The 21,222-nt window shown below is 64.7% G+C and carries 22 protein-coding genes; 9 read left to right on the forward strand and 13 right to left on the reverse strand.

The genetic code is table 11. The features are described 5' to 3' along the window. The first annotated feature begins 701 nt into the window (after nt 1–701). The 4 genes from BM222_RS15265 to BM222_RS42105 all read left to right on the forward strand — a co-directional run bounded on the left by BM222_RS15265 (nt 702) and on the right by BM222_RS42105 (nt 3,813). Nucleotides 702–1,598, forward strand: a complete 897-nt coding sequence (locus BM222_RS15265; RefSeq protein ID WP_092229053.1) for a DMT family transporter — start codon at nt 702–704, stop codon at nt 1,596–1,598. A 324-nt stretch (nt 1,599–1,922) separates the two neighbouring features. Further along, nucleotides 1,923–3,257, forward strand: coding sequence for an acyclic terpene utilization AtuA family protein (locus BM222_RS15270; protein ID WP_092229054.1), 1,335 nt, complete (start codon nt 1,923–1,925; stop codon nt 3,255–3,257). Between the two features lie 41 nt (nt 3,258–3,298). Next, nucleotides 3,299–3,628 (forward strand): AtuA-related protein, encoded by a 330-nt coding sequence (locus tag BM222_RS15275; RefSeq protein ID WP_092229055.1) that lies wholly within the window; start codon nt 3,299–3,301, stop codon nt 3,626–3,628. Nucleotides 3,629–3,723: 95 nt separating this feature from the next. After that, the gene (locus BM222_RS42105) at nt 3,724–3,813 is read left to right on the forward strand and encodes a D-(-)-3-hydroxybutyrate oligomer hydrolase (protein ID WP_244547140.1); all 90 of its coding nucleotides are present in this window, start codon (nt 3,724–3,726) and stop codon (nt 3,811–3,813) included. A gap of 31 nt (nt 3,814–3,844) precedes the next feature. On the opposite strand, the gene BM222_RS15280 is transcribed toward BM222_RS42105, so the two are convergent. From BM222_RS15280 to BM222_RS15290, 3 genes are all read right to left on the reverse strand, one after another. Next, on the reverse strand, nt 3,845–6,106 hold the full coding sequence (locus BM222_RS15280; protein WP_092229056.1) for a CHASE3 domain-containing protein: 2,262 nt from the start codon (nt 6,104–6,106) through the stop codon (nt 3,845–3,847). Continuing rightward, nucleotides 6,103–6,513, reverse strand: a complete 411-nt coding sequence (locus BM222_RS15285) for a response regulator (protein WP_092229057.1) — start codon at nt 6,511–6,513, stop codon at nt 6,103–6,105. Before BM222_RS15285 ends, BM222_RS15280 begins: the two co-directional genes overlap by 4 nt. A gap of 355 nt (nt 6,514–6,868) precedes the next feature. Next, the gene (locus BM222_RS15290) at nt 6,869–7,471 is read right to left on the reverse strand and encodes a BA14K family protein (protein WP_092229058.1); all 603 of its coding nucleotides are present in this window, start codon (nt 7,469–7,471) and stop codon (nt 6,869–6,871) included. Nucleotides 7,472–7,718: 247 nt separating this feature from the next. On the opposite strand from BM222_RS15290, the gene BM222_RS15295 reads away from it, so the two are divergent. Then, nucleotides 7,719–8,126, forward strand: a complete 408-nt coding sequence (locus BM222_RS15295) for an NADH:ubiquinone oxidoreductase subunit NDUFA12 (RefSeq protein WP_092229143.1) — start codon at nt 7,719–7,721, stop codon at nt 8,124–8,126. 339 nt (nt 8,127–8,465) lie between these two features. Here the strand turns inward: BM222_RS15295 and BM222_RS15300 are convergent, their stop codons facing one another. Next, on the reverse strand, nt 8,466–9,152 hold the full coding sequence (locus tag BM222_RS15300) for a DJ-1/PfpI family protein (protein WP_092229059.1): 687 nt from the start codon (nt 9,150–9,152) through the stop codon (nt 8,466–8,468). A 91-nt stretch (nt 9,153–9,243) separates the two neighbouring features. Here BM222_RS15300 and BM222_RS15305 point away from each other — a divergent pair, with 91 nt between their 5' ends. Continuing rightward, nucleotides 9,244–10,182 carry a GlxA family transcriptional regulator gene (locus tag BM222_RS15305; RefSeq protein ID WP_092229144.1) on the forward strand — a complete coding sequence of 313 codons (939 nt, stop codon included), beginning with the start codon at nt 9,244–9,246 and terminating at the stop codon, nt 10,180–10,182. A 14-nt stretch (nt 10,183–10,196) separates the two neighbouring features. Here BM222_RS15305 and bla read toward each other — a convergent pair whose 3' ends face one another. Further along, nucleotides 10,197–11,081: a class A beta-lactamase gene (gene bla / locus BM222_RS15310; RefSeq protein ID WP_092229060.1), complete on the reverse strand. Its 885-nt coding sequence runs from the start codon at nt 11,079–11,081 to the stop codon at nt 10,197–10,199. A 114-nt stretch (nt 11,082–11,195) separates the two neighbouring features. On the opposite strand from bla, the gene BM222_RS15315 reads away from it, so the two are divergent. After that, nucleotides 11,196–12,098 carry a LysR family transcriptional regulator gene (locus BM222_RS15315; protein ID WP_210188504.1) on the forward strand — a complete coding sequence of 301 codons (903 nt, stop codon included), beginning with the start codon at nt 11,196–11,198 and terminating at the stop codon, nt 12,096–12,098. A 33-nt stretch (nt 12,099–12,131) separates the two neighbouring features. Here the strand turns inward: BM222_RS15315 and BM222_RS15320 are convergent, their stop codons facing one another. After that, nucleotides 12,132–13,136 carry a Na+-dependent transporter gene (locus tag BM222_RS15320; RefSeq protein WP_092229061.1) on the reverse strand — a complete coding sequence of 335 codons (1,005 nt, stop codon included), beginning with the start codon at nt 13,134–13,136 and terminating at the stop codon, nt 12,132–12,134. Nucleotides 13,137–13,323: 187 nt separating this feature from the next. Between BM222_RS15320 and BM222_RS15325 the strand changes: the two genes are divergently transcribed. Next, nucleotides 13,324–14,355 carry a DUF2155 domain-containing protein gene (locus BM222_RS15325; RefSeq protein ID WP_177243238.1) on the forward strand — a complete coding sequence of 344 codons (1,032 nt, stop codon included), beginning with the start codon at nt 13,324–13,326 and terminating at the stop codon, nt 14,353–14,355. 155 nt (nt 14,356–14,510) lie between these two features. Further along, on the forward strand, nt 14,511–14,774 hold the full coding sequence (locus tag BM222_RS15330) for a hypothetical protein (protein WP_244547141.1): 264 nt from the start codon (nt 14,511–14,513) through the stop codon (nt 14,772–14,774). Between the two features lie 13 nt (nt 14,775–14,787). Here the strand turns inward: BM222_RS15330 and aat are convergent, their stop codons facing one another. From aat to aroQ, 7 genes are all read right to left on the reverse strand, one after another. Next, on the reverse strand, nt 14,788–15,468 hold the full coding sequence (gene aat / locus BM222_RS15335) for a leucyl/phenylalanyl-tRNA--protein transferase (RefSeq protein WP_092229064.1): 681 nt from the start codon (nt 15,466–15,468) through the stop codon (nt 14,788–14,790). Nucleotides 15,469–15,513: 45 nt separating this feature from the next. Beyond that, entirely contained in the window at nt 15,514–16,617 is a 1,104-nt protein-coding gene (locus tag BM222_RS15340; RefSeq protein ID WP_092229065.1) for a sensor histidine kinase, read from the reverse strand. Then, nucleotides 16,614–17,054: a response regulator gene (locus BM222_RS15345; RefSeq protein ID WP_092229066.1), complete on the reverse strand. Its 441-nt coding sequence runs from the start codon at nt 17,052–17,054 to the stop codon at nt 16,614–16,616. Before BM222_RS15345 ends, BM222_RS15340 begins: the two co-directional genes overlap by 4 nt. Next, complete coding sequence (locus BM222_RS15350; RefSeq protein WP_092229067.1) at nt 17,051–18,568, reverse strand: sensor histidine kinase; 1,518 nt, start codon at nt 18,566–18,568, stop codon at nt 17,051–17,053. The genes BM222_RS15345 and BM222_RS15350 overlap by 4 nt, the downstream gene beginning before the upstream one ends. Before the next feature lie 102 nt (nt 18,569–18,670). After that, nucleotides 18,671–20,029 (reverse strand): acetyl-CoA carboxylase biotin carboxylase subunit, encoded by a 1,359-nt coding sequence (accC, locus tag BM222_RS15355; RefSeq protein WP_092229068.1) that lies wholly within the window; start codon nt 20,027–20,029, stop codon nt 18,671–18,673. An 82-nt stretch (nt 20,030–20,111) separates the two neighbouring features. Next, a complete protein-coding gene (gene accB, locus BM222_RS15360) occupies nt 20,112–20,606 on the reverse strand; it encodes an acetyl-CoA carboxylase biotin carboxyl carrier protein (protein ID WP_092229069.1) in 495 nt (164 codons plus the stop codon). A 37-nt stretch (nt 20,607–20,643) separates the two neighbouring features. Then, nucleotides 20,644–21,111, reverse strand: coding sequence for a type II 3-dehydroquinate dehydratase (gene aroQ, locus BM222_RS15365; protein WP_092229070.1), 468 nt, complete (start codon nt 21,109–21,111; stop codon nt 20,644–20,646). Between the last annotated feature and the right edge of the window lie 111 nt (nt 21,112–21,222).

Raw genomic sequence — 21,222 nt, forward strand, 5'->3', positions numbered from 1 at the left:
ATTTCAATTCGCGGTTCCTTCAGGGCCCTGTCGGCCCTTGGGCACCGCAGTTCAGCCGGTGGATCCGGCCTGTTTCTCCCGGGATGTCGGGTGCGTGCACCTCTCATCCGCCGGCATGCCCAGACACATCCGCCCCCAAGGGGATGAGCCCGACATGCGTTCAAACGCCCCACACCGTCACAACGTCTACCGCTGCCGTCCGAGCCTGTTACCGGCCCGTTCTGGCGCCCGAAAAGTCTGCTCATCAGGGCAGACAAGCCCTTTCCCGCTGCCTTCGTCTGGCTTGGCGGAGTGGCGATTTGCGAGACCCTTGGGGGGAGTGCCGGCGGGACGCAAACTCACTCGCGCCGAACGGATCGAAAGCTAGGACTCTCCAAAGCGCCCGTCAAGAACTAGTGCGAGTTCCTGAATCAAATACTAAATATGGTGGATTGCGGGGGATAACAGGGGCAAGCTCGCGCCTGTTGCGGAGCCAAGTATCAGTGAGTCCTCAGGGATTCCCAACCGAAAAAAATTTGCATCCCGTGATGATCCGGCCCTTCATCCCGCTGTTCACAGGGCAGGTATATTTTTGCCTGAAAGGATTGCGTCAGCAGGACTCACGTAGGGCTACGGAAGGTAAGGGCAGGCATGCCCGCCGAGGTGGTGGTCGCGCCCCTGAATCCGCGCCAAGCTAACCCCTGATTTGCCGGACTGCCTCCATGCTTGATTCGACTAAACCGGTGCTGCGGCCGCGCATCGCCCCGGCCGGCCTGATGTTCCTCGCGATCACCTCGATCGGCTGGGGATTCAATTGGCCGGTGACGAAATTCCTGCTTTCCGAGCTGCCGCCGCTGACGCTCCGCGGCGTCACCGGCGTGCTCGGCGCGCTGCTGCTGGCCGCACTCGCGCTGGTGCGCGGCGACAGCCTGACGGTCGCGCGCGCGATCTGGCCGCGGCTGATCACGGCAGCCGTCCTCAACGTCACCGGCTGGATGGTGCTGATGGGGCTGGCGCTGCTCTGGCTGCCGGCGAGCGAGGCGGCGCTGATTGCCTACACGATGCCGGTCTGGGCCTCCCTGATCGCCTGGCCGGTGCTGGGCGAGCGGCCGACGGTGCTGCGCACGATTGCGCTGGTGATGGCGTTTGCCGGGCTCGCCTCGATCATGGGCGGCAACGGCTTTGCCGCCAGTGCCGAGAAGGCACCCGGCATCATCATGGCGCTATCAGGCGCCATCGGCTTTGCCGTCGGCACGGTGTTCTCCAAGAAATACCCGATTCATCTGCCGCCGATCACGGCCGCGGCCTGGCAGATCGGGATCGGCTGCCTGCCGATCTCGGTCATCGGCGTGCTCATCGAAACCTCGCATCTGGACAAGGTGACGCCAACAGGCTGGTGGCTGCTGGTCTATTCGACCGTGGTGCAGTTCTGCATCGCCTATGTCAGCTGGTTTGCGGCACTGGCGCGGCTGCCGGCCTCCGTGGCGGCGATCGGGACGATGGCGGTGCCTGTGATCGGCGTCGTGGCATCAGCGATCGCGCTGCACGAGCCGCTCGGGCCCGGGCAGATCGCCTCGCTGATCTTTACTCTCGCGGCCGTGGTGCTGGCGACGCGCTAGGGTCAGGATCGGCCGCCTGCGAACAGGCCGCGTCGGCGCGCCTGCAGGTACTCCGCGAACGCCCGGCTGAGCGGCGATTAGCGCGACCGGCCGCGAAAAAGTTGCTGTCGCTGATCCTGCGGCTGCGCAGCGAGGGTTCGGCGAAGATTTCGTCCCCTACTGGCTCGGTCGCAGGGAAAAGAAGCGGCTCGGCCTGCAGGCCGGCACGTCGGTCGATCTCGCCGACCATCAGAAGTTCACGATACCGTTTCTCTTTGCCGCATCTGTGGTCACGACTATAGCTTGCGTTTGTCTCGGCATTTTCCCGCTATAGCGAGGTGACGAATGCGCACGATCAGATTGGGAGCAGGCGCCGGCTATTCGGGCGACCGCATCGAACCGGCCGTCGAGCTCGCGGAAAAGGGCAGGCTCGATTATCTGGTGTTCGAATGCCTCGCCGAGCGCACCATCGCGCTTGCGCAAGCCGCGCGGCTGAAGGATCCCGACGCCGGGTTCGACCCGCTGCTGGAAGCGCGGATGAAGGCGGTGCTGCCGGCCTGCCGCGCCAACGGTGTCCGCATCGTCACGAACATGGGCGCAGCCAATCCGGTATCCGCCGCGCGGACCACCACGGCGATCGCGCGGCAGCTCGGGCTTCATGGACTCAAGATCGCTGCCGTCACCGGGGATGACGTGCTGGGCGATTTGAAGAACTCCGATCGTCCTCTCGACATCGGCTGCACCGTCGACAGTCTGGGCAATCGCATCGCGTCCGCCAATGCCTATCTCGGCGGCGCGTCAATCGCGCAAGCCTTGCATGATGGGGCCGAGGTCGTCATCACCGGTCGGGCCGCCGATCCCTCGCTTTTCCTCGGTCCGTTGATCCACGAGTTCGGCTGGGCGATGGACGATTGGCCGCTGCTGGGAAAAGGCATTCTGGTCGGCCATCTCCTGGAGTGCGCGGGTCAGGTCACCGGCGGATACTTTGCCGATCCCGGCTACAAGGACGTCAGGGATCTTGCCCGTCTCGGCTTTCCGATCGGCGAAGTGCGCGAGGACGGGGATCTGGTGGTCACCAAGGTGCCGGGATCCGGCGGGCAGGTCACCGCCGCGACGGTCAAGGAGCAATTGCTGTACGAGATCCACGATCCCGCCCGCTATCTCCAACCTGACGTGGTCGCTGACTTCTCGCGTGTCCGGGTGGAAGAGATTGGCGAGGATCGCGTCCATGTATTCGGTGCGACCGGCACACCGAAATCAGGCGAACTCAAGGTTTCGGTCGGCTACATCGACAGCTATGTGGGCGAAGGCCAGATCTCCTATGCCGGGCCAGGCGCCCTCGCGCGCGGACGGCTGGCGCTCGATATCGTGCGGGAGCGGCTTGCGATCGCGGGCGTGGAGACCAGTGAATTGAGGTGCGATCTCATCGGCTCGAACGCGCTCCATGGCGAGGGCCTATCGCAGGAAGCCCAACCTTACGAAGTGCGGGTTCGTGTGATCGGTCGCACCGAAACGCTGGCCGAAGCGCGGCGTATCGGCGAGGAGGTCGAGACCCTCTACACCAATGGTCCGGCCGGAGGCGGCGGCGCCTGGAAATCGGCCCGTGAAGTCGTTGCCGTGGCATCGACCCTGATTCCTGAAGCTGCCGTCCGCACGGCCGTCCAATACTTCAAGACGTGAGCGGGTACGCAACACGCTCGCGATGAGCAGAGGGTGACAGCATGAAACTGCGGGACATCGCGCACTCGCGCACGGGAGACAAGGGCAACACGTCAAACGTCTCCCTGATCGCCTACGACCCGAATGACTATGGCGTGCTCTGCGACTACGTGACGGCCGAGCGGGTCAAGCACTTGTTCGATGGCATCGTCAACGGCGAGGTGACGCGGTACGAATTGCCTGAGATCGCGGCCCTGAACTTCGTCATGACCGAGGCGCTTGGCGGCGGCGTGACGCGATCCCTGGCCATCGATGCACACGGAAAGTCGCTCAGCTCGGCATTGCTGAACATGGAGCTTCCCGATGACGTCAGTTCCACTTCGAACGGGTAGCTCAAGATCAAAACCTTTTTTGTCGTTCCATAGCCCTGATGTCGATCGGCGTGGCTCGCGCGGGCGAGCTGCCGGCTTGGCTTCACGAGGAAAAAGTGAGCCATTATGACGGCGCCTCGGACGATCTCGTCACCGCGGGAATGGGCGCCGAGGCGATGACCGGGGCTGCGCCGATGCCGGATTGAGCTCACGCGGGCCGAACGTGTGCGCCCGCGTTCAAGACGCCGCCGTGCCGCCAGCGCCGTTCAACGCCTTGCGGATCATCTCGGCGAGCTGGTTGCGGCGATATGGCTTCGTCAACAGCATCACGCCGTCGTCGAGCTTGCCGTGATGGACGATGGCGTTGTCGGTGTAGCCGGAGGTGTAGAGCACCTTGAGGCCCGGCCGGTGCTTCGCCACCTCGTCGGCGAGCTCGCGGCCGCTCATGCCGCCGGGGATCACGACGTCGGTGAAGAGCAGGTCGAAGGCCTGGCCGTCCTCGATCATCTGCAGCGCCGCCTTGCTGTCGCCGGCGGCCACTGTCTTGTAGCCGAGGCTCTGCAGCTGCGCGGTGACGAAGTTGCGCACCAGATTGTCGTCCTCGACGATGAAAATGGTCTCGGCGCCGCCTTCGGCCTGCGCTGCGGCTGACGCCGTCATTTCGGCCGGGCCGTCGCCCGGCGGCAGATACAGCTTGATCGTGGTGCCGTGGCCTTCCTCGCTGTAGATCTTGATGTGTCCGCCGGACTGCTTGACGAAGCCATAGACCATGGAGAGGCCCAGGCCGGAGCCCCTGCCGACCTCCTTGGTGGTGAAGAACGGCTCGAAGGCCTTGTCCTGAACGCTCTGCGGCATGCCGGTGCCGCTGTCGCTGACGGCGAGCATCACGTAAGCGCCGGGCCTGACGTCGGCATTGGCCTGCGCATAGGCCTCGTCCAGCACGACGCGGTGCGTCTCGAGCAGCAGCTTGCCGCCATCAGGCATGGCGTCGCGGGCGTTGATCGCCATGTTGAGAACGGCATTGGTGAGGCGCGACGGATCGATGTGCGAGGTCATCGCTCCCTGTTCCAGCACCGTCTCGATCTGGATCTGCTCGCCCAGTGTCGGGCGCAAGAGCTTTGCGATGTCGGCGATGGCGGCGTTGATGTCGATGTCGCGCGGCTGCAGCGGCTGTTTTCGCGCGAAGGCGAGCAGGTGCTGGATCAGCTCGGCACAGCGCTCCGCGGCGTCGTCGATCAGCCGCGCGGTGCGCTGCAGCTCGGGCTGGCCCTTCAGGCCCGCCACCAGCGTCTCGGTATTGCCGGAGATCACCGTCAGCATGTTGTTGAAGTCGTGCGCGACACCGCCGGTCAGCTTGCCGATCGAGTCGAGCTTCTGCGACTGGTAAAGTTGCCGCTCGGTTTCGCGCGACGAGGTCGCGTCATGATACACCAGCACGGCGCCTGAGATGTTGCCTTGCCCGTCGCGCATCGGCCGGCCGCTGATCATCAGATGTCGCGAATTGTTGCCGCTGTGCGGGCGAACGATCATCTCGAGAGCTTCGAACTCCTCGCCGCGAAGGACGCGCACGGAGGGCAGCTCGTCGGACTTCAGCGGCGTGACGCCGTCGCCCTGGAACACGTCGGATAGCGCACGCAGATTGCCCAGGTTCATGCCGGCGCGATGCAGCAGCATCCGCTCGGCCGCGGGATTGGACAGCAGGACCGTGCCTTCCTTGTCGATGACCAGCACCGCTTCCGCCATGCTGCGGAACGTGCTCTGGAGCACGTTGACCGACAAGCGCAGCTCGTCATGGGCGGTGACGAGGTGCTCGGTGCGTTCGGCGACGGCGGCCTCGAGCGACGCCTTGGCAGCTTGCGTTTGCTCGAGCGAGCTCTGAAGTTGCACCGTGGTGCGCCGGCTCTCGCGCATCACCATCAGGACCAGCAAGAGGATCACCAGCGCGCCCACAACGTCGATGCCGAGCAGCACGATGCCGGTGCGGCGCGAATCCATCGATCGCGCGCTGAGCAGCCGTTCTTCGCCCGAACTCAGATGGTCGAGATTGCTCATCACCGTGTCCATCAGGCCGCGGCCTTCGCTCTTGCCATTGAGTGCGGCAATGCCGTCGCCGTCATTGGTGGTGCGCAGCCGCATCGCCTCTGCGGCGATCTCGATCCGACGCAACGCCAGCGGTTCGGTCGCCTGCAGCAACGCGACCTGATCGGAATCATCGTGGACGCTGCGCTTGAGGTCGGCGAGGGCGGGCGCGATCTGGGCCCGCACCGCCTGAAACTCGTCGTTGAAGCTCTGGCTGCGATAGATCTCGTAGCCGCGCGCGGCGCTCTCGGCGCGCCGCATCAGCAGGCGCAGGTCGGAAATCTTCTTCAGCACCTCCACGGTGTGATTGACCCAGGCCGCATCGGACCGCGACTCGACGTCGAGGCCGATTGAGGCGGCGGTGATCAGCAGAAGGATGGCAAGTCCAGCACCGAGAATGACGCGCTGCGAAGGGATCAAGGTGCTTCTTTCTTGTCCTTCGGCGCGGTCTCGCCGAGGGATTCCCGGATCGTGGTCAGCAGGACCTCGGGCGTGAACGGCTTGCGCAGGCAGCGCGTCGCGCCAAGCTCCAGTGCCATGCGGAGAAAGTCCGGAGAGGGCGAGGCGGATGAGGCAAAGGCGTAGCCCGACATGGCAATCAACGGGATGGCAGGCGCGCGCTCATGGAAGATGCGGATGGATTCGAAGCCGCGCATATGCGGCATGAAGATGTCGACCAGCATCACATCGAACGTCTGCGATTCGAGCGCAGCAAGCCCTGTCTCGCCACCGTCGGTGAGCGTGACATCGAAGCCCTGGCGCTGCAGGAGGACCTCGATGGTCGCGCCGACCATCGGATCGTCATCGACCACCAGAATACGCGGCATGACCCTTCCTAGTAGATCGAAGTCCCCACAGCGATTGGTGATATAGGCGAATCGTGCGCCGGGTCAATTTTCGATTGCCCAGGGATCGATATGCATCGCGGAATGCATAGCGTTCCCGCAGGTTCCGGACACGGGCGGCCAATACCGCGGGTGAATTTCATGGGAATCCAATGACAGGCTGAGGCAAATCGGCGCGGTCAGCAAGCTGCTTCGTGACGTGCGACAAGATGACGAGCGATGCCGCGGCTTGTGCGCGACTGATGTTCGTTCGCGCTGCTCGTTCGCCGGCGCCGGCAAAAGCATGGGCGGCGCCGAATGACCGACGCCGCCCATGATTGACGTGCTTCACGCGGCCTTACGGGCAGGGATGGCGCAGGCCGTCATAGCCGAGATAGGTGCCGGACGCCGGGTCGTAGGACCGGTAGCGTTGCGCGCAATAGGCCGCCGCATCGCCGCCACCGTCGGGGACCACTGCGACAGCCGCGCCGTCGTCATAGTATCCGTCGTCGTAGTAGGAATCGTCGTAATACGGACCGCCGTAATAGGCATAGGAGCCGAGGCCGCCGATCGCAGCGCCGGCCGCGAAGCCCGGCCAGAAGCCCCCGCCGCGATGGTGATGCCAGCCGCCGTTCCAATTGCGGCCGCCCCAGTTACCGGTCGAGGCCGTCGAGAAGCTGCGGGTACCGCCGCTGAAGGTGGGCGAAGCGCTGCTAAAGGTGCGGGCGCCGCCAAAGGTCGGTGCCGCGCCGCCGCTGGGACGCATTGCCGCCGCGTTGGCTGTGAAACTGCTGCCGCCGCCGAAGTGCGCACCGCCGCCGCTGAAATGTGCTCCGCCGCCGCTGAAATGGCCGCCGCCAAAGCCACCGTGGCCGCCACGGCCCTGGGCAAAGCTCGGGGTTGCCATTGGAATAACGAGTGCCAGCGCTGCGGCCGCACCCAAAACTCTCAGACTGTTCATGTTCAAACTCCTTTCCCGGTAGCAAATCCCTTGAAAGGGCAGCAGTTCCTGGGATCACGCTGGTTTGCACATGAGGCGTATATTTCCTGAGCCACGCTGTACCCGGCATGAATGGATCGCGTCCGATTTGCGGCAGCATGGAGTGCCGCTGTCAAGCCGTTCGGGCTGGGCACGGGCCGCGCCGGTCGAACTGGACATTTGGCCGTCCGGATGGCATCAGGACCCCACGAAGCAGGGCCCTTGCCGCATGAAACAATTCTTTTTGAAGCTCTTCACCTGGTGGAACGGCCAGACCTTTGGCACGCAACTCTGGACCTCCAGGTTCGGAGAGCTGGTCGGCCAGGACGAGCAGGGCAACCGCTATTACCGCACGGCCGGTGGCAAGATCGACCCCACGCTCGGCTTCGAGCGGCGCTGGGTGATCTATAACGGCTATGCCGAAGCCAGCCGCATTCCGCCGGCCTGGCACGGCTGGATCCATCACGTCGTCGATGTGCCGCCGACCGAGCTCAACTATCAGCCCCGCGAGTGGGAAAAGCCGCACCAGCCGAATCTCACCGGCACCGCGAAGGCCTACCGCCCGTCGGGATCGACCTTGGCCAGCGGCAGGCGGCCGAAGGCCACGGGCGACTACCAGCCTTGGACGCCTGGCTAACCGCCTTCCTTAGTCACCGGATTCTTAGTCACCGGATTGGATTCACGCGCATCCGCATCGCGTCGCTGTGGACAACGGGAACAGCGGGGATGTCGGCTGCGTGGGCGTTGCGCCTGCACGAGCGATGCGGCTCAATGAACCCATCTTACGGAGATGGGAGACCATCGCGTTCGGTTCGGGCAACAGTTCGCGACTGTCCCGAGATGCAGCGGCCGCCGAGGAAGGACTCGATCGGGAGATAGGCCCCCGATCTGGGAGTTCCGACATCGCCCGATGAGAATGTGCGCCGCCGTGAGACAGGAAAGGCCGCTTGGGGAACCGAGCGGCCTTTTTCTGTCGTCACGTCACCCGCGCCGCTGCGCGCTTCACCGCATCGAGACGGCGGGGTTGGTTTGGCGCGATGCGCTCCGTGACCAGGGCGAGCACCTCGGCAGGCGCAGTATCCGGCGAGCCGGAATTGAACGGCGGCGCCGGATTATATTCCATGGAGAGCTGGATCGCCTCCGCCGTGGTGCGGTCTCTCATCATCGAGACCAGCGTCAGCGCAAAATCGATTCCTGCGGTGACGCCGCCGCCGGTGATGCGGTTACGGTCGACGCAGACACGGGTCTTGGTTGGCGTCGCACCGAACTCGCTGAGCATCTCCATCGCGCTCCAATGGGTGGCCGCACGAAAGCCCTTCAGCAGGCCCGCCGCGCCGAGCGCCAGGGATCCCGTGCAGACCGAGGTCACGTACTTTGCGCCATCGGCCTGCCTGCGCAGGAAATCAAGCACCTCTTCGTCATTGAGCAGATCGTTGGTGCCGCTGCCACCGGGCACGCAGATCACGTCGAGCTGCGGGCAATCGGCGAACGTCATGGTCGGCGTCAGCATCAACACGGAATCGCTCGGCACCGGCTCGATCCGTTTCCAGATCAGATGCAGCTTCGCGCCGGGGACGGATGAGAACACCTGCAACGGCCCGGTGAAGTCGAGCTGGGTGACGCGCGGGAACACCAAAAGTCCGATCTGCAGCGGTGCCGACATGAAAGCCTCCAGTGAACTGCTTGACGGGCGCAATCTGGCATGATGCTCTCTGGTCCAAAATGGCATATTTCCCTCAGTTTCGGACATGACCATGATCGGCATCCTGATCTTCCCGGACTTCCAGCTGCTCGATGCGGCCGGCCCGATCTCGGTGTTCGAGATCGCGGCACGCGCGAGCGGCAGGCCGCTTGCGCTGCGGGCGCTGGCGCTGAACACGGGAGCCGTGCGCTCGTCCTCCGGCGTGGAGATGATGGCGCGCGATTTCAAAGCGGCGAACGCGATCACGACGCTGGTCGTGGCGGGCGGTGCGGGCGTGTCGGCTCCGGCGCGCTGTCCTGTGACGCTCGCCTTCGTGCAGCGGCTGGCCAGGCGCGGCGTGCGGATCGCCAGCGTCTGCTCGGGCGCCTATGTGCTTGCGGAGGCCGGCCTGCTCGATGGCCGCCGCGCCACCACCCATTGGGGCCGCACGCGCGATTTCGTCGCACGTTATCCGAAGGTGAAGTTCGAGCCGGACCAGATTTTCACACGCGACGGCAATATCTGGACGTCCGCCGGCATCAGCGCCGGCATCGATCTCGCCCTCGCGATGGTCACCGAGGATCATGGCGAGGAGATCGCGCAGGCGACTGCACGCCAGCTCGTGCTCTATCATCGCCGCAGCGGCGGCCAGTCGCAGTTCTCATCGCTTCTCGAACTGAAGACGCCGAATGGCCGGTTCGGGACGTTGCTGTCCTGGGCGCGCGAAAATCTCGACGCGCGGTTGACGGTGGAAAACCTCGCCGATCGCGCCGGCATGAGCGCGCGGCATTTCGCGCGCGCTTTCGCCGCGGAGACCGGTACGACGCCGTCGAAAGCGATCGAGCGGTTGCGGATCGAGGTCGCCCGCGAACGCGTGCAGTCCTCGCGCGAGGCCATCGAGCTGGTCGCGGAGGCGACCGGCTTCGGCGATCCCGAGCGCATGCGCCGCGCCTTCATCCGCGCCTTCGGCCAGCCGCCGCAGGCACTGCGGCGCGCGGCGCGGGCGGGGTAGGGCGGGCGCAGCCGTCAGGCCAAGGCCTTGCCGACCTCGCGACCGACCGCTGCGATCACATCGTTTCGTCCATTGGGATCAAGCGAAGCGCCGGTGAGATAGACCGCGATGACGAGCGGCGACCGCTCGGGCGGCCACACGATGGCGACGTCATTGGTGGTGCCATGTTCGCCCGCTCCTGTCTTGTCGCCGACGTGCCAGCCGCGCGGCAGCCCCGCGCGCAAGCGAGTATCCCCAGTCTTGTTTGCGATAAGCCATTTGCCGAGTTGCTCGCGTCCTTCCGGGAGAAGGACGTCACCCAGCAGCAGGCGGCTGAAATTAGCTGCCATCGCGTTCGGCGTGGTGGTGTCGCGGGGATCTCCCGGCGCGGCCTCGTTCAGTTCGGTTTCAATCCGGTCCAGTCTTGTCATCTGGTCGCCGAGGCTTCGCGCAAAGCTGGTCAAGCCGGCGGGACCGCCAATGTTTTTCAGAAGTGCGTTGCCGGCTGTGTTGTCGCTCATGGTAATGGCCGCCTCGCAAAGCTCGCGAAGCGACATTCCGCCGCCGCCGACATGCTTGCTCGTGACCGGCGAGTACTCGACGAGATCGGCCTGCTCGATACGAACCCGCCGCTCAAGGCCTTCCAGCTTGCTGCCGACGTCCTTTAGTATTGCTGCCGCCGCCAGGACCTTGAACGTGCTGCACATGGGAAAGCGTTCGTCCCCCCTGTGATGGATCGGAGTGCCCGTCGCGGTGTCCAGCACGGAGACACCGAGCCGGCCTCCGCTCTTCAGTTCCAGTTGCTTGATGGCCTCGACGAGCAGTGCGGTTCCATCTGGCGCGGCACCCGAAACTTCAGGCAGCAAGAGACTTCCCGCGACCGCAAGTGCAGATGAGCCGAATTGACGTCGTGTGAGCATCGAGACCTCCCGTGAACTGCGGCAGGTTTTTGCGTCGCGCTCCGGCAATTGACAAACGATGCTTCGTAAGGCCATCCATAAGTAAAACTTGGATCGGAAAACCTGGGATCCGACTTGGCCCGTCGCCCTGCCAGTATTTCGAGTCTCCCCCTGAACGCGCTTCGCTCATTCGAAGCGGCCGCGCGCCATCTCAGCTTCACCAAGGCCGGTCTCGAACTTCGCGTGTCGCAGGCCGCCGTGAGCCAGCAGGTGCGCACTTTGGAAGAGAGCCTGCGCGTCAAGCTCTTCAAGCGGCTGACCCGCGGGCTTGCTCTCACGGAAGAAGGCGAGGCGCTGCAGCCTGTCATCTCGAGCGCCTTCGGCCAGATCAGTCAGGTCCTGGATCGGTTCGAGAACGGTCGCATGCGCGAGAGTCTGGCGATCGGCGTGGTCGGCACGTTCGCCTCGGGCTGGCTGCTTCCGCGCCTTAGCAGCTTCACCTCGGGCCATCCGCATATCGACGTCAGGATCTTTGCGAACAACAACCGTGTGGATCTCGGCGGCGAGGGACTGGACTACGCCATTCGCTTCGGCGACGGCGCGTGGCACGGGACGAATGCCGAGCGACTGGTCGATGCGCATTTCACACCGATGTGTGCGCCTGATGTCGCCAGGCGCCTCAAAAGTCCAGTCGACCTCCACAAGGAAGTGCTGTTGCGGTCGTACCGACCGGGCGAATGGGCGCACTGGTTCGAGATGGCAAAATGCAGGCAACCGCGGATGACCGGCCCGACCTTCGATTCCTCGGTCTCGCTGGCGCATGCGGCGGCGCAAGGCGCGGGTGTTGCGCTCTTGCCGGTCGTGTTGTTTGCGGACGATCTGTCACGCAAGCGGCTGGTTTGCCCTTACGGCGCCCGGGTCTTTCTGGGATCCTATTGGCTGACGTCGCTGAAATCAAAACGGCTTTCGCAGGCGATGAAGGCCTTTCGCGACTGGATCTTGGCGGAGTGCAACAAAAAGAGGCTCCGCAATCCATGAGACCTACGGGCCGCGCGGACCAATGTGCAGACCCTATGTGACGCGGCCCGGAGGCGCCGCGGCGGCGCTTCCGTGCGCCGTCAGCCGCCGCGCGATGGGCGTCAGCAGGTAGGGCGCAAGGTGGATCGGAAACTGCGTCATCGCGAAATAGAGCCAGGTGGTGGGCGGCAGCGCACCTGCGGTCGCGGCGAGCATCAGGCCGAGGTTGCGCTGCGACACCATCAGGGCGAGCGCCAGCGCCCGCTCATAGCCGATGCGGCGGAACAGCAAGGTCGTGATGGCGAGTAGCGTGAAATAGGCCGCGAAGGCGAGCGCCGCGATGCTGATCGTGAAGAGCGGATTTGTGACGACATCGTGCGCCACGTCGCCCATGATTGCGGATGCGAAGATCAGGAGAATGATGATATTGAGGCCGTCGATCGGCTGCTTGTGACGCCGGATCGCGTCGGTGCCGAAGACCCATCGGATGAACGTCGCCGCGAGCAGCGATGTCGCGAGGATCCCGAGCAGCTTCAGTCCCAGGGCGAGCGGCGAGATGCTCAGCATGCCGCCGAGGAAGAGGCCTGCAAACAGCGATGCGGTGAAGGGGACGACGGCGGTCGCGGTCACCAGCGTCACCAGCACCAGCGTGGCATCGAGACCCATCAGCGCTGCGAGCGCTGGTGCTGCCATCATCGGCGAGGCCATGCTCTGGAGAATCAGGGCGAGTGACAGGCCGGGCGCGTGATCGGTGAGCCCCGTGACGTGTGCGGTCAGCCCGACGATGACGGGCACGCCGATGGTGGTCCAGGCCGTGGCGGTCGCCACCAGCGCCGGCCGGCGCAGATGGCCGTACAGCGCCACCAGATCGACCCGCATGAAGGAGATGCAGAGCAGGCACAGGATCGCCTCGGTGATGTAGGGCCGCAGCAGCAGACCGAGCGGCGGCACCGCCATCGCGATGAACACGACGGACGCCACCGCGCGCGTCCCCTGGCCGCCAAGCCAGCTCAGGCCGCGGAGCGGAAGGGCGAAGATGGTTTGGAGGACGGACGACATGCGGCGGAAGGCGTTATCAGCCCGGTGCTTTGGTTGGGATCCCTGGGACTGAAGATCATCCCCCTAGACTATCTCATCCGTGGGCCGGTCTGGCCAGACAGCGGCGGGCAGGGCCGGAATGCCGCCCTTTCCCCGCCGTATTCGGCGTGTTAACCGGGGGCCTGCGAGCGGCGGTATCCCCTGTAGAATGTCCAACAAGCCCGATTCGCTGTTGAAGCCGCGCGAGATGTTCAAAAGCTTTACCCTGACAGGCCTTGCGGCATTGCTGGCCGCTACCGCGCTGACGGTTGCGACGCCGGCCCAGGCGCAGATCGGCACGATCTTCTCCGATCCGCCACCGCGGCCGCCGGGGACGATCCCCCGTGGCGGGCAGCCGATGCCGCAGCCGACCCCTGATGACGACGAAGAGGTGCCGGAACTGCCGCCGCAGGGCCGCGTGCTGCCCTCTCGCCCGATGCCGCCGACGGCTCGCCAGGGAAATGTCATGCCCGGACCGGTCGAGACCCAGCCGCTGGCCCCACCACCGGGCACCACCGTGGCTCCGCAGAACCAGCCGCCGGCCGTCGCGGTTGCGCCGCCGGGCGGGCCGGCTCAGCCCGGACAGCGTCAACCCCAGCAGAAAGGCGCTCCCCAGCAAGGTGCCGTGCCGCAGGCGCCCGCAAGCCTCCAGCCCGGCGACGAGGTCGTCACCGAGCCGCCGGCCCAGAAGATCGTGAACAAGAAGGCCACTTTCTCGGGCCTGGACAAGATCACCGGGCGCATCATCAATTTCGACGAGGATATCGGCGAGACCGTGCAGTTCGGCGCGCTCCGCGTGAAGACCGACGCCTGCTATACGCGGCCCGCGACTGAAGCCGCCAATACCGATGCGTTCGTAGAGGTCGACGAGATCACCCTGCAGGGCGAGGTGAAGCGGATCTTCTCCGGCTGGATGTTTGCCGCGAGCCCCGGCCTGCATGGCGTCGAGCATCCGATTTACGACATCTGGCTGACTGACTGCAAAGAGCCGCAGCAGACCATTGCGACAGCGGCGCCGGATCCCGCGACCAAGCCGGCCGCACCGCCGCCGCCTCCAGCGCAGAAGCGGGCCGCGCCGAAGCAGGCCGTGCAGCGGCCGCAGCAATTGCCGCCGGTGCAGCAGCAGCCGGCGCCGCCGCCACCTCCTCCGCCGCCGGAGCAGCGGCCCGGTCTGTTCGGCATTCCCGGGTTTGGCCGCTAGGCCAAATCCCCCGGGTTTGGCCGCATGCTGACGCAAGCGAGGCCATCGTCGGAGCAATACAAGCTGGGCGCAGGATACGGAGAATTTCGATGCCACCCGTCGTGAGAGTCTCGATCATCAGATGCGCGCCGGATCGGTTCGCCGATATCAGGCAAATGATGATCGATGCCGACGAGGTGCTTCGCCCCGGCGTCGAAGCGATGCCCGGGTTGCTCGACTTTTATGCTGGCGACGACGAGACCACCTCGTCACTCACGAACGTCAGTGTATGGGTCGATCTGGAAAGCGCGAAGCAGTTGGACCACTTCCAGCCGATGCTGGATTTGGGCAAGGAGTTCGTGGCCAAGGGCGCAACGTTCGAGCGACCCGTCATGAATTACACGACGCTCTGGCAACTCCAGCCTGTTGCAAAGGACTGAGATCGTCGTTTGCCTATTGCCGCGAGGCGATGATCTCGAGCGCGCGCGTGCCTGGAACCGCATCTCCACTGGACAGCCGCAGGAAATCGCCGGGCTCACCGGCAAGCGCCTTGTCGAGCAGCGCGGTGTAGCGCCGTCGCGAAATCTCGGCCGCACCAAAGCTCTTCAGGTGCTCGGTGACATATTGCGTGTCGAGCAGCTCGAAGCCGCCATGGATCAACCGCGCGACCAGATGCACCAGCGCCACCTTCGAGGCGTCGCGCACGGTGTGGAACATGCTCTCCCCGAAGAAGGCGCGCCCGAGGCTCACGCCATAGAGGCCGCCGACCAGGTCGTCGCCCTGCCAGGCCTCGACGCTGTGGCAATGGCCGAGCTCGTAGAGGCCGCCATAGAGGTCGCGGATGCGCTTGTTGATCCAGGTGTCCTCGCGCCCTGCCTGCGGCGCGGCGCAGCCGGCGATGGTCGCCTTGAACGCAGTGTTGACGGTGACGCGAAACGCATCAGAGCGCACGGTGCGGGCAAGTCGCGAGGCGACGCGAAAGCCATCGAGCGGGATCACGCCGCGCATTTCCGGTTCGACCCAGAACAGGGTCGGGTCGTCGGCGCTCTCGGCCATCGGGAAGATGCCGCAGGCATAGGCGCGCAGCAGCACGGCCGGCGTAATTTCAGACGAGGCGGAGTCGCGCGAAGTCATGGTGCGCAATGATAGCAGGATCGGGGCGAGCGTGCGATGGGGGGATCAGCCCGCCGCGGCCGTGTTCGCCTTGTCTGACACGGTCGGCGTGCGGAGGAACCGAAGGATGATGCGGGTTCCGGAGTGGTCGGGATCGCGTTCGACGGTGGCATCGAGCTTGGTGGCCATGGCCGCGACGATGCGTTGGCCCATGCCGGTGGAACGCGGGTCGGCCTTGACGTTGTCACCGACGCCGTCGTCGGTGATCGACAGCAGCAACTCCTCGCCCTGCGAGCTCAGCTCGACGTGAATGGGTCCGGCGCCGTCGGGATAGGCGTATTTCACCGCGTTCATCACCAGTTCGTTGACGATGATGCCGACCGCAACGGCGCGGTCCGGATCGATCTCGATCGGCTCCGCCTTCACCGTCAGGCGCGACATCCGGTTGCCTTCGGCGGATCGCCTGAGATCCTCGAGCAAGGAGTCCAGGTACTGGTTGAGCACGACGCTCTTCAAGTCCTGCGAGGTGTAGAGGCGGCGGTGCACCTGTGCGACGGCGGCGACGCGACCCATCGCGTTGGTCAGCGCGGCCTTGACCTCGTCCTGCGTGGCGGAACTCGCCTGCAGATGCAGCAGGGAGGCGATGATCTGGAGCGAATTGCCGACGCGGTGGTTGACCTCGCGCAGCAAGAGCTCGCGTTCGGCGGCCAGCGCCGCATAGCGGTCGCGCGAGGCGTGGATCTCGGCCTCGGCCTCCTCGCGCGCCCGCTGCAATTCGGCCTGGCGCAGCGCGCCTTCGGCCGCGACATGCAGCAGAGGGATGAAGTCGCCCTTGACGTCCTTGACCAGGTAGTCGGCCGCACCCGCCTTCAGCGCGGTGACGGCGATGCTGGAATCCTGCGAGGCCGTGACGAACACCACCGGTGGGGCGCCCGGGATTGCCATGATCTGCTCGAGCGTCTCGATTCCGTCGAGACCGGGCATGTATTGATCAAGCGCCACGACATCGATGCCTCCCTTGGCGCTCGCGTCGCGGATGCGCTCGAGGCCTTCCTCGCCGCTTGCGGCGTGAATGACCTTGTAGCCGCGCCGCGTCAGGCCACGATCGACCAGCCGCGCCAGCGCGCCATCGTCATCGATGTAGAGCAGTGTGGGCGTGCGCTGGTTCATGGGGCGGCAGGCGGGACCTGGATGACCGAGAAGAACAGGCCGAGTTGCCGGATGGCATTGGCGAAATTCTCGTAATTGACGGGTTTGGTGATGTAGACGTTACAGCCGAGTTCGTAGCAGCGCTTGATCTCCTGGCTGTCGTCGGTCGTGGTCAGCACCACCACGGGGGAAGCCTTGAGATATTTGTTTTCCTTGATCTGCCTGAGGATATCGATCCCGGTCATGTCGGGCAGGTTGAGATCGAGCAGGATCAGGAGCGCATTGCCCTTCTGCACGAGCCCGCTGCCATCAGGCCCGAACAAATGCTTCATCGCATCGGTCCCGTTGGAAAACGAAATGATCTCGTTGTTCACTCCCGAACGGCGGATGTTGCGCTCGATCAGGCGCGCGTGTCCATCGTCGTCCTCGATCATGATGATGCTGACGGGCAGAGTCATTTGTCGGGCTTCCGGTTGCTGACCTTCCAGGCGATAGGCAGCGTGATTGTGAAGGTGCTGCCTGCGTTCAATTCTGACGATACCGACATCGTGCCGCCGAGGCGGCGCACAAGTGCACGCACGTGGGCAAGACCGATGCCCTGGCCAGGCTTGTCCTGGGTTCCCGCACGCCGGAACAGGTCGAAAATCCGCTGATGATCCCTCGCGTCAATGCCGCGGCCGTTGTCGCTGATTTCGAAGATAGCGTAACCGAGCTTGGTGCGCCCGCGAATTCTGATCTCGCCGGGCACGCCGCTCTTCAAATACTTGATCGCGTTGTCGATCAGATTGGAGAAAATCTGCTCCAGCGCAAGACGGTCGCTGACGATCTCAGGCAGCGGTTCGATGTGGATCTCGGCCTGCGCTTCGGCAGCCTGATGGGCTAGCGAGGACACAATGGCTTCGATGAAGTCGCGCGTTTGGATCTTCTCCGGCTGGAATTCACGCCGCCCCTCGCGGGTGAGGTTGAGGATTGCCGAGATGAGCCGATCCATTCGCCCGATCGAGGATTTGATGAAGCCGAGCGCTTCGGAAAAATCCTCCGACAGCTGTTTGTCCGGACCGTCGAGCGCGATGTCGGCGACATCGACGGGCGGCCCGCCTGCCGGCACGCCCGTGAGCCCTCCGATCCGTCGAAAGATGTCCTTGCCCAATTCCTCGAGCTCGCTGGTGAAGCCCATGATGTTGACCAGCGGCGAGCGCAGGTCATGGCTGACGATATAGGCAAAGCGCTGGATTTCGTCGTTGGCTTCGCGCAGGTCTGCCGTGCGTTCGTCGATGGTGGTCTCCAGATTGAGATTGGAGTCCCGCAGTCGTGTCTCGGCCTCGTCACGGGCGCGCGTGGAGCGCCGCACCAGCCAGATCGAAATCAGGGCCAGCACCACGACGAGGCCCGAGCCGATTCCGGTCATCGATGCGGCGAGCGTCTGGCTGTGGTCGGCGTTCTCCGAGCGAAGCCGGAAGAGGCGCTCCTCCTCCTGGATCATGGCGCCGGCGACGGTGCTGATGACGGCGGTGGTATTGGCCGAAGCGGCCTCGCGAACCAATGCCGCGGCCTTGTCCGGCTGGCCCTGTCGGACGAAATCCATTTCCTGGGCGAATTGGCCAAGCCGGATTTCGATTGCCGCGCTCAGTTTCTCGATGTTGTCGCGCTGGGCCGGATTATCGCCGATCAGACGGGTGGCCCTGTCGAGCGCGGGTATGATCGCGGCCACGGCCTTGTCGTGGTCCGCCTTAAAATCCGTCCCCTGGGTCAGGAGAAAGCCGCGCGCACTGCTTTCGGCGCGCCGGATTTCGAGCAGCAACGCGTTGATCTGGTTCTCCACCTCAAGGGTATGAACCACCCATTTGCTGTCCTGCCGGGCCTTGTTGACGAGATAGACCGATCCGGCACTGATCACGGTCAGCACCAGAAGTCCCGCGGCGAACAGCAGGATCTGCCAGACTGCGCGCCGGCGCCGTTCCCCAGCCGTCACGGTCGTGGCTCGTTACGCATCGCGGAGTTCAAAATACCCCCTTGGACCCTATCCCAACGGTCGAGAACGCGATTGGGGCCAAAGGGTTCCACGGGATCGGAATTATTTCCCGGAGGGCTCCGTCTTGCCGGCGAGATGCTGCTCCAGCCAGTGGATGTGGTAATCGCCGTCAATGATCGAAGGCTGACGCACCAGTTCGCGGAACAGCGGCAGCGTGGTCTCGATGCCATCGACCACCATCTCGTCCAGCGCACGGCGCAAGCGCATCAGGCATTCGGCGCGGGTCTTGCCGTGGACGATGAGCTTGCCGACGAGCGAATCGTAATAAGGCGGGATCTGGTAACCCTGATAGACCGCGGAATCGATGCGCACGCCGAGACCGCCGGGCGGATGGTACTGCGAGATCCGGCCGGGTGAAGGGCGGAAGGTCTGCGGGTTCTCCGCATTGATTCGGCACTCGATGGCGTGGCCGATGATCTGGATCTCGTCCTGCCTGGCCGGCAGTTCGCCGCCGGCAGCGATGCGGATCTGCTCCAGCACGAGGTCGATATCGGTGATGCTCTCGGTGACGGGATGCTCCACCTGGATGCGCGTGTTCATCTCGATGAAGTAGAACTCGCCATCCTCGAACAGGAACTCGATGGTGCCGACGCCGAGATATTTCATCTCGCGCATCGCCTTCGCGCAGGTCTCGCCGATCTTGGCGCGCGCAGCCGCAGTCAGCACGGGCGAGGGGCCTTCCTCCCAGACCTTCTGGTGGCGGCGCTGCAGCGAGCAGTCGCGCTCGCCGAGATGGATGGCGCCGCCGCGGCCGTCGCCGAGGATTTGGATCTCGATGTGGCGCGGCTTCTGCAGGTATTTTTCCAGATAGACGGAGGCGTCGCCGAAAGCGGATTTCGCCTCATTGGCCGCCGTCGACAGCGCGATCTGGAGATCGGCCTCGGTTTGCGCGACCTTCATGCCGCGGCCACCGCCGCCCGCAGCCGCTTTCACCAGCACCGGGAAGCCGATCTTCTTGGCGATGGCCATGGCGTCGTCGTTGGGGCCGACCGCGCCGTCGGAGCCCGGCACCACGGGAATGCCGAGCCGCTTGGCGGTCTTCTTGGCTTCGATCTTGTCGCCCATCAGGCGGATGTGCTCGGCCTTGGGGCCGATGAATTGCAGATTGTGCTCGCCGAGAATCTCGGCGAAGCGCGCGTTCTCCGAGAGGAAGCCGTAGCCGGGATGCACCGCATCCGCGCCGGTGATCTCGCAAGCTGCGAGGAGCGCGGGGATGTTGAGATAGCTGTCCTTCGACGGTGGCGGCCCGATGCAGACGCTCTCGTCCGACAGGCGCACATGCATGGCGTCGGCGTCGGCGGTGGAGTGCACGGCGACAGTCGCTATCCCGAGCTCCTTGCAGGCCCGCAGAATCCGAAGGGCGATCTCGCCGCGATTGGCTATGAGGATCTTGTCGAACATGTTGTCCTGCAGCGAATGGCGAGTGGCGAATGGCGAGCAGGAATGGCCGAGGCCATTCGCTATGCGCTATTATCCAGTCGCGTCACTCAATAATAACCAGCGGCTCGCCGAACTCGACCGGCTGGCCGTCTTCGACGAGGATCTGCGTCACCGTGCCCGCGCGCGGCGAGGGGATCTGGTTCATGGTCTTCATCGCTTCGATGATCAGGAGGGTCTGGCCGATCGAGACCTTCGAGCCGACTTCGATGAACGGCTTGGCACCGGGCTCGGGCGACCAATAAGCGGTGCCGACCATCGGCGAGGTCACGGCGCCCGGATGTTTGGAGATGTCCGCAGCGGCGGCTGCAGGTGCCGCGGCGGCAGGCGCTGCAGCGAACGCGGGCGCTGCAGCTGCGACAGGCATCGGCATGGTCGCCGCGACGCTGAGGTTGCGGGCGACGCGCAGGCGCAGGCCGGCACGTTCGATCTCGATTTCGGTGAGGCTGGTCTCATCGAGCAGCAGAGCGAGCTCGCGGACGAGCGCGGAATCCTCGCTGGAAAACTTTGCTGCTGCTTTGTCGTCTGGCTGGCGCGCCATGTTCTATGATCCGAATGTTCTGTGTGAAGAAGGAGCGTCAGGCTTTGGGCTTGATGCCGAGCTTGGCGGCAAGGCCCTGGATCGCAAGGCGATAGCCCTCGATGCCGAAACCGCAGAGCGAGGCGAAGGCCGCGCGCGCGGTGTAGGAGTGGTGGCGGAAGCTCTCGCGGGCGTGGATGTTGGTCACATGCACTTCGACGGTCGGGATCTGCACCGCGAGCAATGCGTCGTGCAGCGCGATCGAGGTGTGCGAATAGCCGCCCGCGTTGATGATGATGCCCTTCATCTTGCGCCCATGCGCCTCGTGGATGAAATCGATCAGCTCGCCTTCACGGTTGGACTGCCGGCAATCGGCCTTGAGGCCGAAGCTCGCCGCGGTCTCCCGGCAAAGTGCCTCGACGTCGGCCAGCGCGGCATGGCCATACTTCTCGGGCTCGCGGGTCCCCAACATGTTGAGGTTTGGGCCATTGAGAACGAGGATCGTGTCGGTTGCTGGTTCGGCCATTCCTGTCCCGGAAAGGTGTTTCGGCGTGGCGGGGGTTATAGGTAACAAAGCGCCTGAGGGGAAGCCTTGAAGGGCCTCCCGGCCCGGTTCAGGTACCTCATCCGGCCTGCA

The sequence above is a fragment of the Bradyrhizobium sp. Gha genome (genome assembly GCF_900113735.1).
Lineage (GTDB): Bacteria > Pseudomonadota > Alphaproteobacteria > Rhizobiales > Xanthobacteraceae > Bradyrhizobium.